Origin of the sequence: Hymenobacter sp. ISL-91, from assembly GCF_018613725.1 — a bacterium.
GTDB lineage: Bacteria > Bacteroidota > Bacteroidia > Cytophagales > Hymenobacteraceae > Hymenobacter.
In genome coordinates, this window is record NZ_JAGGPS010000054.1 from 1 (window position 1) to 13,919 (window position 13,919).

At 62.1% G+C, this 13,919-nt stretch carries 9 protein-coding genes; 3 read left to right on the forward strand and 6 right to left on the reverse strand.

The annotated features are described in order from the left end of the window. Nucleotides 1-116: 116 nt before the first annotated feature. From J7E24_RS17455 to J7E24_RS17480, 6 genes are all read right to left on the reverse strand, one after another. Complete coding sequence (locus J7E24_RS17455; RefSeq protein ID WP_215139400.1) at nt 117-1,001, reverse strand: hypothetical protein; 885 nt, start codon at nt 999-1,001, stop codon at nt 117-119. Nucleotides 1,002-1,110: 109 nt separating this feature from the next. Next, complete coding sequence (locus J7E24_RS17460; protein WP_215139401.1) at nt 1,111-1,515, reverse strand: ExbD/TolR family protein; 405 nt, start codon at nt 1,513-1,515, stop codon at nt 1,111-1,113. Between the two features lie 92 nt (nt 1,516-1,607). Beyond that, nucleotides 1,608-2,342, reverse strand: a complete 735-nt coding sequence (locus J7E24_RS17465; RefSeq protein ID WP_215139402.1) for a MotA/TolQ/ExbB proton channel family protein — start codon at nt 2,340-2,342, stop codon at nt 1,608-1,610. Between the two features lie 202 nt (nt 2,343-2,544). After that, nucleotides 2,545-3,726 carry an HU family DNA-binding protein gene (locus J7E24_RS17470; RefSeq protein WP_215139403.1) on the reverse strand — a complete coding sequence of 394 codons (1,182 nt, stop codon included), beginning with the start codon at nt 3,724-3,726 and terminating at the stop codon, nt 2,545-2,547. A 141-nt stretch (nt 3,727-3,867) separates the two neighbouring features. After that, nucleotides 3,868-5,556, reverse strand: a complete 1,689-nt coding sequence (locus tag J7E24_RS17475; protein WP_215139404.1) for a hypothetical protein — start codon at nt 5,554-5,556, stop codon at nt 3,868-3,870. A gap of 173 nt (nt 5,557-5,729) precedes the next feature. Continuing rightward, on the reverse strand, nt 5,730-8,888 hold the full coding sequence (locus J7E24_RS17480) for a tetratricopeptide repeat protein (RefSeq protein ID WP_215139405.1): 3,159 nt from the start codon (nt 8,886-8,888) through the stop codon (nt 5,730-5,732). Nucleotides 8,889-9,665: 777 nt separating this feature from the next. Here J7E24_RS17480 and J7E24_RS17485 point away from each other — a divergent pair. The 3 genes from J7E24_RS17485 (at nt 9,666) to J7E24_RS17495 (ending at nt 13,896) form a co-directional block, all read left to right on the forward strand. Further along, the gene (locus J7E24_RS17485; RefSeq protein ID WP_215139406.1) at nt 9,666-12,626 is read left to right on the forward strand and encodes an Eco57I restriction-modification methylase domain-containing protein; all 2,961 of its coding nucleotides are present in this window, start codon (nt 9,666-9,668) and stop codon (nt 12,624-12,626) included. A gap of 137 nt (nt 12,627-12,763) precedes the next feature. Continuing rightward, a complete protein-coding gene (locus tag J7E24_RS17490) occupies nt 12,764-13,420 on the forward strand; it encodes a helix-turn-helix domain-containing protein (RefSeq protein ID WP_215139407.1) in 657 nt (218 codons plus the stop codon). Between the two features lie 56 nt (nt 13,421-13,476). Further along, nucleotides 13,477-13,896 carry a hypothetical protein gene (locus J7E24_RS17495; RefSeq protein ID WP_215139408.1) on the forward strand — a complete coding sequence of 140 codons (420 nt, stop codon included), beginning with the start codon at nt 13,477-13,479 and terminating at the stop codon, nt 13,894-13,896. The last annotated feature ends 23 nt before the right edge of the window (nt 13,897-13,919 follow it).

The window sequence follows — 13,919 nt, forward strand, 5'->3', positions numbered from 1 at the left end:
CCCCGCCCGCCGTTAGCAAGGACTTTGCAGGGCCTCCAAACAGGATTAACGTATCGCTCTGAGGGCGGGCGGGGACAAGCCCCGCCCCTACACCGTTCCGCTAACAGCTCAGATACCTACCGTACCGTGAACCGGAACGTGTAGAAGCCGGTGGCGCCGCCGTTGGCCGAGTTGGTGCGGCGGAACTCGGCGCTTTCCAGCGCGTCGCGGCAGGCTTTCTCCTGGGCCGGCGACACGTTGCCCGATACCTTGCGCACGGCTTCCACTTCCCCGTCGGCGTTTACCTTGATGCTGAAGCGGATAAAGCCCGAGGTGTTGTCGATGGCCGGGGCCGTGGGGCGGTTAACGAAGGCCCAGCCGGCCATATCGAGGCCGCCGCTGCCGGGGCTGGTGCCGCGCCCGCCGCTGCCGGGCTCGCCCGAGTAGGCCGTGCCGCCGTAGGTGCCGCGGGGGTCGCCTTTGTCGCCCACAGTGCCGGGGTTGTCGCCGTTGTTGTTGCCGGTGGGCGCGTTGCTGGTGCCGTTTACGCCGTTGCCGCCGCCGTCGGCGCGGTTGGCGCGGGGCGTGAACACGGCCCGCTGGTCTACTTTCGGGCGCACGGGCTCGGGCGTGGGCTTCACCTCCTCGCGGGGCGGAGCGGGCTTGGGGCTCGGCGGCACCGATACGGGGCTTTCCTCGGCCTCGCTGGTTACCACGCGCTGCTCGGTGGGCGGCGTGGGGTCGGGTTGGGCAGTGGGCTGCGGTGGGGTCGGGTCGGGTTGGGCGGCCGGTGGGCGGCTGTCCTCGCGGTTTTTCGACTCGTTGGCCGGGGCCTGGCTCTGGATATCACCCGAGCCTACCTCGTCTACACCGTAGTTGAGCTCTACCCCATCGCCCCCCAGGGTTTCCAGGGGTGGGTCGGGGCCCTTGAAGACGGCAAAAAAGAACAGCACAGCCAGGGCCACATGGAAAACCACGGTTCCTAGTAAAGCTTCGCGCCGGTGTTCTTCGCGGTATTCCATTTTCGTTGTTAGTGCTTAGTTGTCAGTTGTCAGTGATGAGGGGTCTGCTGGTCGTTGTCAGTAGGCCTTCGCTAAACAGCCTGACAACTAGCAACTGACAACTGACAACTCATTTCCCCTGCTGGGCCTGGGTGGCCATTACCATTTTAATTTTGAGGCGGTTGCCGATTTCCAGGATGTCAACCAGCTTCTGCACGTTCAGCGAGGCATCTACCCTGAGTACGGCAGTAGGGCTCTCGAGGCCGGTGATGCGGCGGGCCAGTTCGGGTTCCAGCTCGGTGGGCGTGATGGGCGTGCGGTCGAGGAAGTAGGTACCAGCCCCGTCGACCGAAATGGTGATGGGCTGCTTCATGGCCTGCTTACCCGAGCGGGCATTGGGCAGCATGAGCTTAATCACGTTCGGGTTCACCATCGTCGATACAATCAGGAAGAACAGCATCAGAAAGAACATGATGTCGTTCATCGAGCTGGTCTCGACGTGGGATGAGAGCTTACGGCGCCGGCTAAGATTCATGCGGTGAGTCGCTAGTTGTCAGTTGCTAGTTGTCAGTTGTCAGTTGTCAGTTGTGTCGGCCTGACAACTAACAACTGACAACTAGCATCTCATTAATTATCCTGCAGGATGTCCATGAACTCGACGGCCGAGTGCTCCATGCGGAACACCATGCGCTCGACCATGATGCTGAGCCAGTGGTAGCCGATGTGGGCAATGATGCCGATGATGAGGCCGGCGGCCGAGGTAACCATTTTGGTGTAAAGACCGCCCGAAATCTGGGCAATGCCGAAGTCGCCGGTCGAGCTAATGGCGTAGAAAATCTTGATTACACCGATAATCGTGCCCACAAAACCCAGCATGGGCGCAATGCCGGCCACAATGCCTAGCACGTTGATATTCTTTTCGAGGCGGGCAATTTCGATTTTACCCACGTTTTCTACACTGGTTTCAATTTCGCTCAGCGGCAAACCCACCCGCCGGATGCCCTTCTCAATCATGCGGGCCAGCGGCGTGGGGTTCTGGGCGCAGAGCATTTTGGCTCCCTGCAGGTCGCCCTTCACCATCAGGTTGCCAATGCCGGGCATAAACGACTCGGGCACGGCTCCGGCCTTACGGATGGTGAGGTAGCGCTCCAGCATGATGTACACCGTGAGGAAGAGCAGCAGAAATAGCGGCACCATAATCCAGCCACCGGCTATTACTAGGTCAATCAGCGAGAGGCCCGAAGCCTCGGCTACGGCCTGGTTGGCGGCCGTCACGGCCGAGTCGGCGGCGGCGGGCGAGCCAGCAGGTACTGCTGTGGGGTCGCCTACCTGAAGTTGCAGAAACAGAGACAGAAGCGTCATTCGTTAGGGCGTAGTGCTTGGTTAAGAGTGCGTAGGCTGATACAAATGGCGGCTTAGTGATTGGGCTGGCACTAAAAGAACGTCATCCTGACGAAGCCAGTATGTTTCCCCGCAGCCGGTTCGTCCTGACGCGGGCTGCCGGGGAAACATACGGCTTTTTCAGGATGACGAGTTTCTAGGCACTAGCAACTAAGCACTGGTTTTAATACTGCTTGATCCATAGGTCGCCCATACGCTTGCGCAGGATGCTGGCCTGACGGTCGGCGGAGGTGCGGTCGGGGAAATCGGCGGCCGAAAGCATGAACTGCCGGCTGCCGGGAGCGGGCAGCAGCACGCGGGCCGGGTGGCCCATCCGCACCAGGGCCTGGCGGCCTTTTTCGGCGTTGGCCAACGAAGTGTACGAACCGGCAATTACATAGTAACGGCCCGTGCGCTTAGCAACAGTCGCGGCCGAAGCCCCGGCAGTTGCATTGGTGGCGGCAGCCTTTTCCCAGCCCGGCGCTTTCGTGGCAGGCTTGGCTGCTGCTTTCGGGGCCGCCGGCTTGGTACCCTGGTCGGGCAGGGTGGCTACCACGGCAGCGGGCTTACTGGCCGGAGCCGGGGCGGCGGCAGAGGCCGCGGCAACCGGCGTAGCGCTGGCCGCAGCACCCGACCATTCATCGGCCTCCGGGGCCGCGGCGAGTTGCTCGCTGGCCGGTTGCGTAACACTGTTTTCGGAAAGGTGGGTTGCGGCGCTGCTCAGGCTGGCCTGCTGGCGCGGAGCCGGTACAGGGGCGGTAGGCCGCGCCAATGAGATGCCCTGCAGCGCATCGGGCAGGTAGCCCGCCAGGTCGGCAAACATATAGTTGGCCGACAGCACCAGGCCCGCAATGGCCGTAACGCCCAACATGCGCCATACCCGGCCGAGGCGGCGGCTGCGGAGCTGCGGAGCCGGTGCGGGCCGCTCGCGGGCCAGCAGCGCATCGGTGGCCCGCACCGGCCGCGACACCAGCTCGGGCAGCCCAAAACTGGCACCCAGCAGGTTTTCGGAGCCCGTGTATTCAAACTCCAGGCCCCGGCCGGGCGCCTGCCGGAAGGTGCCGATACCGCCCAGCTCGGTGCGGTTGCCGGCAGCCAGCTCCTGCTGCATGCGCTGCACAGCCTGCTGCACCAACTCGCGGGCCTGGGCCGTGCTCACGCTCAGCTTCGCGCTCAGCGCATCCACCAGCAGCCCGTCGTTGCGGGTCAGGCTCTGGTTGAAGGCCACGCGCTTGGCCGGCGGGGCCAGCGTGTGGCGCACCGGATGGATACGGGCCGGCGCATAGTCGGCAATCAGGCCCCCAAAATCAGGGATAATAACGCAGTCGTGGTGCTGGAGCAGGGCCCGGATATGGTCGGCTAGCATAGGTAGGGAGTCAGTCGGAGCAGGAAACAGAAACCGAAATGTACGGAATCATAAAGTGAGAAGTGAGTATAGAGAGGTGAGAAATGAGAACAAACCCACTTCTCTGTACTCACTTCTCACCACTTTGTAAGCACTTTTATACTAGAACTGGTAGCTTGCGCCGGCCAGCACGTTGAGGCCTTTCACCGGATAGTTGAGGTACTGCATGTTGCTACGTCCCAGCAGGTTGTTACCCAGTAGAAAAACCGAGAACTGCTCCGTCAGCTGGTAGTCGCCGCGCAGGTTCAGGTCGATAACGGTGTCGGTGAGGCGGGCTTCGCGGGTTAGGCTGCCACCGGGGAATGTGCCGCCGGAGCGCAGGCCGGTACCGTAGCTGGCACTCAGTGTGTACAGCTCTGCGCCAACCCGCAGCTTGTCGTAGAAGTTGTACGAGCCGAACAGCGCCGACTGAAACTTGGGCCGGTGGAAGGGCTGGGCCAGCGTTTTCACGTTGTAACCGTTGTAATCGGCCTTCAGGCCCAGGCGCAGCTTCTCGGCGGCGGTGTACATCAACTCGGCGTGCAGGTTGAACAGCTGGGTGGATTTCTGGTCGTACACCAACTCGAACTTGGTGGTGTCGCGGGCCGAATTGTTATAGAAGTACAGGTTCCGGTCGTTGGAAAGCGTTACGCGGGCCTTTACCTCCAGGGCGCGGGCAGGCGCGGCATCAAAACCAAAGTAGAGCGTGGGGCCGCGGCGGGTGTCGGCTACGCGCACGTTGGGGGCCAGCCAGGGGTTTTCGGTGCTCAGGTCGTACAGCGTAACCCGCTGAATGCCCCCGCCCAGCCCGGCGTACACCACAAACTTGTCTTCGCTAACGGTATAGGCCGCCCGCAGCGCCGGGTACACATTAAACTGGCGGGCGTCGGTAATGGTGTCGCCGGTGTAGCCCAGCGTGGCGCCCAGCCGCAGACTCAGGCGGTTGAGGGTGGTTTCGAAGGCCGGCGTCACCTGGAAGAAGGGCCGGGTGTCGGTCAACGAATCCTTGTGGGAGATGAACGACGCGTCGCCATCGACGCGCACGCGGCTGGTTTCCGTCAGCTTATAGGTTGAGCGGAGCGTGGCGTACACGTTGCTTTCACTGGCCTTAAACGCATCAGACCAGTAGTTATAGCCCAGGCCCAAGTCGTACTGGAAAGCGGCGTCGCGGGCCCGGTTGCGGGCATATACCAGCACGCCGGCCCGCTTGAAAACCTGTTTGAGGCTGTCGGCCTCAGGCAGCTCGATGACGTTGCGGTTGTAGCCGTAGAAATTGTACCGCTCGCGGCCCAGGTTCACTTTGGCGCCCAGCACCAGCGGGCCGCTGTAGGTTTCGCCGTTCAGGCCCAGGCTGGTCTGGCTCTGGCGCGAGTTTTCGCGGTCGACAGGCCCGCGGCTCGACGAGAGGTGCTTGAAATCGAGGCCGTAGCTCGCGTTTTCTGAGCGGTTGTTGTGCAGGTAGGCCCGGCCGTAGGCGGTGCCGTAGTTGCCGATGGCGGCTTTGAGGTAGTTGCCGCTCAGCTCGGGCAGCTGCTCCTGCCGGATGGTGAGCACGCGCACCGTGGGGTTGAGCTTGTCGGCCGGCAGCCGGAAGTCGGGGTAGGTGTAGTTGGGGGCCGTGGGCGTTTTGGCCGGCGCCTCCATCTTCACCTTCTCGAAGTTGCGGGTAGCCGTGGGCAGCTCATTCACCCGCTCCTTCACAATCTCGATTTCGGCGTCCTCAATCTTGCCGGGCGTCCGCTGGGCCCGGGCCTCAAAGGCCGGGGCGGCAACGGTTAGCAGGGCGGCAGCAGCCAGCAGTTTATGGGTCATGTTGGGGGCTTGGGGAGTTAGGACTTAGGGCTTAGGGTATCGTTTCTGATAGCCTGATTTCCTAGTGCCTCTCTCCTATTTTAAAGCTGATTATTAGATTGATGCGCATGGTTGGCTAAACCAGCGGTGTAGAGACGCATAATTGCGNNCGCAATTATGCGTCTCTACACCCGTCAACGAGGCGTGGCCGTGGTGTCGGCGGGGGCCGTGAGGGAGTTGCGGGCGGGCACCTTGGGCTTGGTGGTTTTGGGGGCGCCTTTGCTGGTGGGCGCGGGCGTTACCGGCGCCGCCGGGGTGGTAGAGTCGGCGGGTAAAGTGGCGAGGCGCTCCTTGGCACCGGCCACCACTTCGGCCACCGGGAATTTGTTGTCGATGATGGAGTTGAGCGTGGCGCGGGCCTGGAAGATTTCGTTCTGCTCCTTGTAGATGTCGGCAATCAGCAGGAAGGCGCGGCCCAGCCACAGGTCGTAGGCGGCGAAGTCGGCGTTGCTCTTGTAGGCGGCGTCGAGGGCTTCGGGGTACTTCTTCTGCTGAAACAGCGTCTGGGCCAGCAGGTATTGGGCTTCGGCCCCACTCTCATCCTTGGCCGTGGTGGCGGCCGTGGTCAGCTCGGTGGCGGCCTGGTCGAGGTTGCCGGTTTTCAGGCTGGCCTTGCCCAGGTAGAGCAACGCCAGGTTGGTGGCATTGAGCGCGGCCCCGCCCTGGGTTTGCAGTTCGGTGGCCACGCGGCGGGTGGTTTCCAGGTCGCCGGCCTCATAGGAGCTTTTCAGCAGGCCGATACCCGCGTTGGCCACCTCGCGCTTGTTCTGCGACACCTCCCGCAGACGGCCATAGTATTTGGCGGCCTCGGCGTAGTTCCTGTTTTCAAACTCCAGGTCGGCCAGTCGGCCCACGGCTCGGTTCACGAACTCGCTCTTATTCTCCTCCACCACGGCCTTCAGGCGCGGCAGGGCCTCAGCCTTACGGTCGGTACGCAAGTAGGAGTCGGCCAGGAAATAACGGCCGTCGGCGGCCAGCACCGTGCTGGGGTACTGCTTCAGGTAGCCTTCGAGGCGCGGAATAGCCTGAGCGTACTTCTCGGCCAGGTACAGCGACTTGGCGGCCTCAAACTCCACGCTCTCGGCGGCCTTGCTGTCGGGGTTCTGCTGCCGGAACTGGGCCAGGTACTGGTCGAACTCCTCTGTTTTGCCCTGGGCGCTCAGGCTTTCCTGGAGGCTATAAATAGCGCTCTGGGCCGATTTAGTGCGCGGAAACTCGCGCAGCACCCGCTTGAAATCGTCGGCCGCCTTGTCCTGCTGGTTCAGGTTCTGGTAGGCAATGCCGCGCTTCTGCAACGCCTGCGGAATCAGCGGCGAATTGGGACGGTTCGTAATCAGGCGCGAGAAGCCGTTGACGGCGGCCTGGAATTCGCCGGTTTCGTAATCGAGCTGGGCCTGCTGGTACACCGCGTCGTCGGCGTAACGCGAGCCGGGGGTGGTTTTGAGCAGCGTGCTGAGGGTAGCGGCAGCTTCATCACGACGGCCCAGCTGGCCCAGCACCACACTCTTCTGGTAGTAGGCGTAGTCTTTGTCAGCGGCGTTGGCTTTAATTACCTGCTCGTATTGCTCCAGGGCCTGGGGGTATTGCTTGGCCAGGTAGGCGAGGTCGCCCAGGCGCAGGGTTACGTCATAGTAGTTGGCATCGGCAGGTTTGGCCACCGGGTCGCGCAGCCAGGCCTGGAACTGCTGGCGGGCCTGGCCGTAGTCCTTGGTATTGTAGTAGGCGTAGCCCAGCCCGTAGCGGGCCTTTTGGTCGAAGTCGGTGTCGGCGGCCCCGGCGCGGCGGCTGGTGCGAGCCGCCGCCTGGTAGGCCGTAATGGCGGGCGCATATTGCTGCCCGTACGAGTAGATGTCGCCCTTGAGCACCTGGGCGGCGGCGCGTAGCGCGTCGTCTTCGGGGTAGCGCAGGCTCTTGTCGAGTAGTGGCAGGGCCTCCTGGTAGCGGTTGTCGTTGTAGAGCGTGGCGGCCTGCAGGTAGGCCACGCGCTGGTAGGTGGCATTGAGCTTGGCGCTCCGGTCGTCGAGCTTGTCGAGGTAGTTGAGGGCTTGGGCGTAGTCGCTGGAGTTGAGGAAACTTTCGCTCAGCAGCTCGTCGACGGCCGGCTGGTTTTTGGAGCGCGGAAACCGCTTCTGGAAGTCGCGCAGCGCGGCCACCGTTTCGGGCGAGTTGCCCAGCTCGTAGCTCACCTGGGCGTACTTGAAGGTGGCGTTTTCGGTAATGTTCTTATCAAAGGTGAGCTGGCGGGCGGCGCCAAACGAATTCAGGGCCAGCTGCTTCTGGTTGGTTTTCAGGTAGCTCAGGCCCAGGTGGTAGGCGGCGTTCTGGCCCAGCGAGTCGCGGCGGGCGGCCACGCCCTTCAGGCTGGCAATGGCCCCTTTAAAGTCATCCTGCCGGAAGTTGGCGTAGCCCACCTTGTACTGCACCTCGGGCTCCAGCTTCTTGCGGCCGACAGCGTATTTATCGAAGTACACAGCGGCTTCCTTGAAATCCTGCTTCTGGTAGTAGGCGTCGGCCAGCAGCAGCTGGATTTCGTCGGCGCTCTGGGGCGGCGGGGTCTGGCGCAGGGCCTCGGGGGCGTAGGCAATCAGGCCGTCGTAGTCGCCTTCCTTGTACAGAATCTGGGCCATCAGAGCGGGCACCACGGGCTTGTAGGCGTCGTTCTGCCCGGCCACGTCCAGGTCACGGCGGGCGCCTTCGAAGTCGCCGGCCCGGTAGGCCAGGTAGCCGGCGTAGTAGGCGCTGGCGTAGCGGTACTGGTGGTTGCCGGCCTTGTTGCGGTCGAACTGCAGCCGGGCCTTGTCGAACTCCTTCTGGGCGAAGTAGCTGTAGCCCAGCTTGAACTCCGACTCGGCCCGCTGGTCTTCGCTCAGGTTGTCGGGGCCCACCTTCTGCAGGTAGTCGATGGCCCGCACGTAGTCCTTCTTATTGAAGTAGAAGCGGCCCAGCTCGAAATAGGCCTGGCTGGCTTTGGGGTGGGCCGGGTTGTTGGCGGCAAAGGCCAGGATGCGGTCCTCGGCGTCGGGGTGCAGCAGCTGCAGACCGGCCACGGCGTCGTAGTATTCGGCATCGGCGAGGCGGCCGGGGGCCAGCTGGCCGGTGCGGCGCTCTACCTGGCCCTGGTACTGCCGGAAGGCCTGCTGGGCGGCCCCGTACTTGCCCTTGTCGAACAGCTCCAGGCCTTCCTGGAAAAAGCGCTCATCATTGGTAAATACCTGGGTTTGCTGGGCCAGGGCGGCCAGCGGGGCGGCGGCGCCAAGGGTGGCGGCCAGCGCCAGACGGGGAAATAGGTTCATCTAGGAGGAGTTGCGCAGAAGAGGCCCCGCGCCCGGTAGGCGGCGGCGGGCAGAACCCAAAAGTAGCGAAAAGTTCGGCCGGGGTTGCCCCGGAATGGGCGTTTTCACGGGTTTTAACGCAGCGCGCGGGTGGTTTGGTGTGCGGGGCGGAGTTTACCTATCATCTTAGATGCCACCCGCACCAGCGAAAAAATCGAACATATTGCCCCTAACTTCTGTATGTTTGTAAGTAATGAAAGCTCTGTAAGTACTCCTTTCACAGCTTTCATAATAACCGCAAACGGCGGCCAACGCCGAAACGCTGACCGCCGCCACTGTTCTAGTGTCCGAGCCAGTGGCTGACCACGGCCCGGATTGCCCCTCCTACCGCTGCTTTACACAGCTCCAGGAGAAGAGAAAGAGTACCAGCCTTGCCGGTCTCCTTCCGTTTTGCACGTTTACCCATGTAGCGTAGGTTGTAAGGTGCTTTATCCACCCACATCCTGAAGCCCCGGCTGTTCTAGCAGCCGGGGCTTCGTCTTTTTAGGGACGATGCCGGCTGGGTGACTTACCGTGCAATGCGCCTAAGGTACGAAAGCTGCCCAGAGCTGCCGGCGCCTTGCTCCTTACGGGCGCCTCACCCCCCGGCCCCCTCTCCTCAACAGGAGAGGGGGCCGGGGGGTGAGGCGCAACGCGGAGGGCAACCTAAGTCTCGCCCCGGCTTGCCCCGTAGTGCGGCTATGCTTAGCTTGGCTCCGGCGCGGCAGTTTCGCCCGGCGCTCCTACCCTATTCACGGCATGTTTCAACCGCTATCCAAAGAGCAGGCCCGGCTCGAAATTGCCCGGCTCGTCGAGAACTTTACCCACCAGCTGCCCGACTACAAGCGCGGCCGATACAGCGAAACCGAAGTCCGGATTCACTACATCAACCCCTTCTTCAAAGCCCTGGGCTGGGACGTCAACAACGACAACGGCGCCTCCTCGGCCTACTGCGAGGTGGTGCACGAAGCCAAAGTGCGGGTGGGCAAAGCCACCAAGGCCCCCGACTACCTCTTCCGGCTGCCCGGCGGCCAAAACCTGTTCTTCCTGGAAGCCAAAAAGCCCAGCGTCGACATCAAAGACGACGTGCAGCCCGCCTACCAGGTGCGCCGCTACGGCTGGAACGCCAAAATGGTCCTGAGCCTGCTCACCGATTTCGAGGAGCTGGCCGTCTACGACTGCACCGTGCAGCCCGACCCCAAAGACAAGGCCCGCAAGGCCCGCCTGCACTACCTCACCTTCGATGAGTACGCCGACAAGTTCGATTTCCTCTGGGACAACTTCAGCAAGGAAAGCGTGCTGCGCGGCAACCTCGACCGGTTTGTGGCCAGCGGCTCCAACCGCCGGGGCAAGGAAACCGTGGATCGGGCCTTTCTCGATACGCTGGAGCAGATGCGCGCCGCCCTGGCCCGGGGCCTGGCCGCCCGCAACCCCCGGCTCGATGCCGAGCAGCTCCGGTTTCTGGTGCAGATGCTGCTCGACCGGCTCATCTTCCTGCGCATCACCGAAGACCGCGGCGTGGAAGCCTACGGCGACCTGCAGGCCGTGCTCAAAACCAAGGGCAAAGACGGTAGCATATATAAAGCCCTGCTCGGCCGCTTCCGCGAGGCCCAGAACCGCTACAACTCCGGCCTCTTCGATTTGGGCAAAGACGAGCTGTCGGCCAAGGTGCAGCTGGGCGACGACGTGCTGACGCCCCTCATCAACGGCCTCTACTACCCCGAGTCGCCCTATGAATTCTCGGTTATCGGGGCCGACATCCTGGGCTCGGCCTACGAGCGGTTCCTGGGCAAGGTCATCGAGCTGCAGGCCGACGGCACGGTGGTTATCGAGGAGAAGCCCGAGGTGCGCAAGGCCGGCGGCGTGTTCTACACCCCCGCCTATATCGTCGAGTACATCGTGAAGCAAACCGTGGGCAAGCTCTGCGAGGGCAGCAGCCCCCAGCAGGTAGCCAGGCTGCGCATCGTCGACCCGGCCTGCGGCTCGGGCTCGTTCCTGCTCGGGGCCTACCAGTTCCTGCTCGACTGGCACCTGAACTACTACCAGACCCACCCCAAAGCCGCCCTGCCGCCCACGCTGGCCCCGGCCGGCCCGGCCAAAAAGGGCGGCCCGGCCGCCCGCCCCCCCGGCAGCGGCAAGGCCCTCACCCCCGACGGCCACCTGACTACGGCCGTCAAAAAAACCATTCTGCTCAACAACCTCTACGGCGTCGACCTCGACGAGCAGGCCGTCGAAGTCACCAAACTCTCGCTGCTGCTCAAGTGCCTCGAAGGCGAAACCTCGGCCAGTATGCAGCAGAGCCTGGGCCTGGAGCGGGTGCTGCCCACCATCGACCAGAACATCCGGGTGGGCAACTCGCTGGTCGATATTGATTTCTACGACGGCGAGCTGGACTTCGCCCCCGGCACCGAGCGCGCCGTGAAGCCCTTCAGCTGGCGCGACGAGTTTGCCGACGTGTTCCGGCAAGGTGGCTTCGATGCCGTGATTGGCAACCCGCCGTATGCTCTGGTGCAGGATGATATTTTAAAAAAATACTTTGAGGGGCATTTCACTGTAGTTCAGGGACGAACTGACCTTTATGAGTTATTTTTAGAGAAAGGGGTAAATATGCTTAGTACAACAGGTGAAATGGGATACATTATCCCAGCACCTATACTTACTAATCTTTACTCATCTAAGGCGCGGCAGCTTCTAATTAATAAAACAGCTATTAAACAGATAATCAGTTTTAAATTCCCTGTTTTTGAAGACCCGACAGTTCACACATGTATCCTTATCCTAGCGAAGGAAAAGCTTAAGAATGAATATGCAAAAAATCTTGTCGGCATCAAGAAGGGGGTGATATCGAAGGATGCCTTGACTGCTGCTTTTGACTACTCATCTATACAAGCGAACCTTGGAAAAGGGGCAGCGTCTACAATTGACATCTTCACTGGTGATGAGGAAACAGCCGGAATCTTCACTACCATGCAAAAAGGAAGTAAGCTACTTGGCGAGCTATGTTTTTTAAGGCAGTGTATAAAGACTGGTGACGATAAAAGATACGTTAAGGAGTTTACCGAAAATCCTGGCGACCCGTGGAAACCAACTCTTAAAGGTCGCTCAATTGAAAGATATGGAGCTGCTGAATCAAACTTATATATGAATTATGGACCTTGGCTAGCAAGAAATTGGGCTAACAAAACTTTTTATGAAACTGAAAAAATAATAGTACGTGAAACTGGCTCAAGAATCACCGCGACTCTTGATACTAAGCATCATTACGTTTTGAGTTCTTTGTATGCTATATATTTAAAAGATAATAATTCTAGCCTTTCACATACGTTCCTTCTTGGAATCCTTAACTCTGGAATTTCGACCTATTTTATTAAAAAGACGGCTTTTGAGTTGACAGAGGGAGCCTTTACAAAATTTCGGACTAATCAGCTTGCAAAGCTCCCCATCCCTGCCCTCGACCTGAAAAAGCCCGCCGACCAGCAGCACCACGATACGGTCGTGGCCTTTGTCGGGCAGCTGCTGGCGCTGCACCCGCAGCTGCGGGCGGCCACCGGGGCTACGGCGCAAAGCCAGCTGCAAGCCCGCATCCGCCGCCTCGACCAGCGCCTCGACCACCTCGTGTACCTGCTCTATGGCCTGAGCTACGCCGAAGCCCAGGTAGTGGAGCCCGGCCTGGCCCAGCGGCTCACCGAGGCCGAGTACGCCGTCTGGCCCCAGGCCTAAAAGGTCTGGCGCAACCGGAGGCACCACCCTCCTTTGCGCGGTTTCAGTTTAATTATTTCAAAAACAGCGCAGAATAACCTGGCTATTCCGCGCTGTTTTTTGTTATTTAAATTAGAAACCGCGCAGACAACCCGCTAATGCCCCGTTTACCTTCTCCCGATTCGCTGATAGCCCGCGTGCGGGCCTGGTTTGGCCTTACCCAGGCCGAGCTGGCCCTGTACCTGGGCAGCAGTCCGCCGCTGGTGCGCGACCTGGAAACCGGCCGCCGGCCCCTGTCGGCGGCCGTGCGCACGGCCCTGCTGCCGCTGCTGCTCCAGCTGCCCCCACCCGAAACGCCCGCCGTTCCCGGCCCCGGTACGCCGCTGCCCCCCAACGCGGCCGAGCTGCCCGACGCGGCCGACCTCGACCTGCGCCGCCGCGAGTGCCTGCACCGGGCCGGGCGCCTGCTGGCCCAGGCCGACGCCCTGGCCACCCGCGCCCACGTCGCCGCCCGCTGGGCTGCCGCCCGCCCCGCCCTGCTCCCACCCGAAAACCCTGCCGACCCGGCCCCCGATACGCCTGCGGCCCAGGCGCTGGCTTGCGCCCTGGCCCTGGCCGCCGACCCTACCGACTCGGCCCGCGCCGCCGACCACGCCCGCTGGCTACGGGGCTGGCTCACCCAGCGGGCCGCGCCGCTGCCGGCCGCCGAGGTTACCCGCTACCACCGCCTACGGGCCCAGGCCGCCGGCCTGCAAGCCGAGGCCGAAGCCCTGGCTACGGCGCTGCTTCCGGCCTACTTGCAAACGAAACCGTAGCCGCCTATCTTGAGGGCGATAAATTCCTTTTTCTCACCCTCTTACCCTTTATTTCCATGAATCCCGATTACAGCCTCCTCACCACCTGGGCCGAGTGCGACGCGGCCACCGCCGACGTCAACTTCGAGCTGAAAACCTATAGCTACCGCGACACCGGCCTCGACCTGGCCGACGCGCGCGCCGACCGCAGCCAGGCCAGCGGCGCGGCGGCGCTGGCCAAGAAAGACGGCGAGATTCTCACGGCCCAGGGCCAGGCCGCCCTACCCGGCCTCACGCCCCAGCAGCAGCAGGATGCCCTCGACAACGTGGAGCTGCTCCAGGCCCAGCGCAAGAAAATCATGCGCAGCAACCGCACCAGCGCCGGCACCGACCGCTTCCTAAAAACCGTGGACGCCGCCCAGGTGCAGGGCCAGGTAGATGTGCTCACGGCCGCGCTGGCCGGCATTGCCGCTCAGCGGGCCACGCTCAGCGCGTAGCGGGCACCCCGCAAAACAAACCC

Excerpts from the sequence above, each read along its gene's own strand:
- J7E24_RS17480 (WP_215139405.1), bottom strand. The coding sequence starts at position 8,888 with ATGAACCTATTTCCCCGTCTGGCGCTGGCCGCCACCCTTGGCGCCGCC.
- J7E24_RS17455 (WP_215139400.1), bottom strand. The coding sequence starts at position 1,001 with ATGGAATACCGCGAAGAACACCGGCGCGAAGCTTTACTAGGAACCGTG.
- J7E24_RS17465 (WP_215139402.1), bottom strand. The coding sequence starts at position 2,342 with ATGACGCTTCTGTCTCTGTTTCTGCAACTTCAGGTAGGCGACCCCACA.
- J7E24_RS17485 (WP_215139406.1), top strand. The coding sequence starts at position 9,666 with ATGTTTCAACCGCTATCCAAAGAGCAGGCCCGGCTCGAAATTGCCCGG.
- J7E24_RS17495 (WP_215139408.1), top strand. The coding sequence starts at position 13,477 with ATGAATCCCGATTACAGCCTCCTCACCACCTGGGCCGAGTGCGACGCG.
- J7E24_RS17490 (WP_215139407.1), top strand. The coding sequence starts at position 12,764 with ATGCCCCGTTTACCTTCTCCCGATTCGCTGATAGCCCGCGTGCGGGCC.
- J7E24_RS17460 (WP_215139401.1), bottom strand. The coding sequence starts at position 1,515 with ATGAATCTTAGCCGGCGCCGTAAGCTCTCATCCCACGTCGAGACCAGC.
- J7E24_RS17470 (WP_215139403.1), bottom strand. The coding sequence starts at position 3,726 with ATGCTAGCCGACCATATCCGGGCCCTGCTCCAGCACCACGACTGCGTT.
- J7E24_RS17475 (WP_215139404.1), bottom strand. The coding sequence starts at position 5,556 with ATGACCCATAAACTGCTGGCTGCTGCCGCCCTGCTAACCGTTGCCGCC.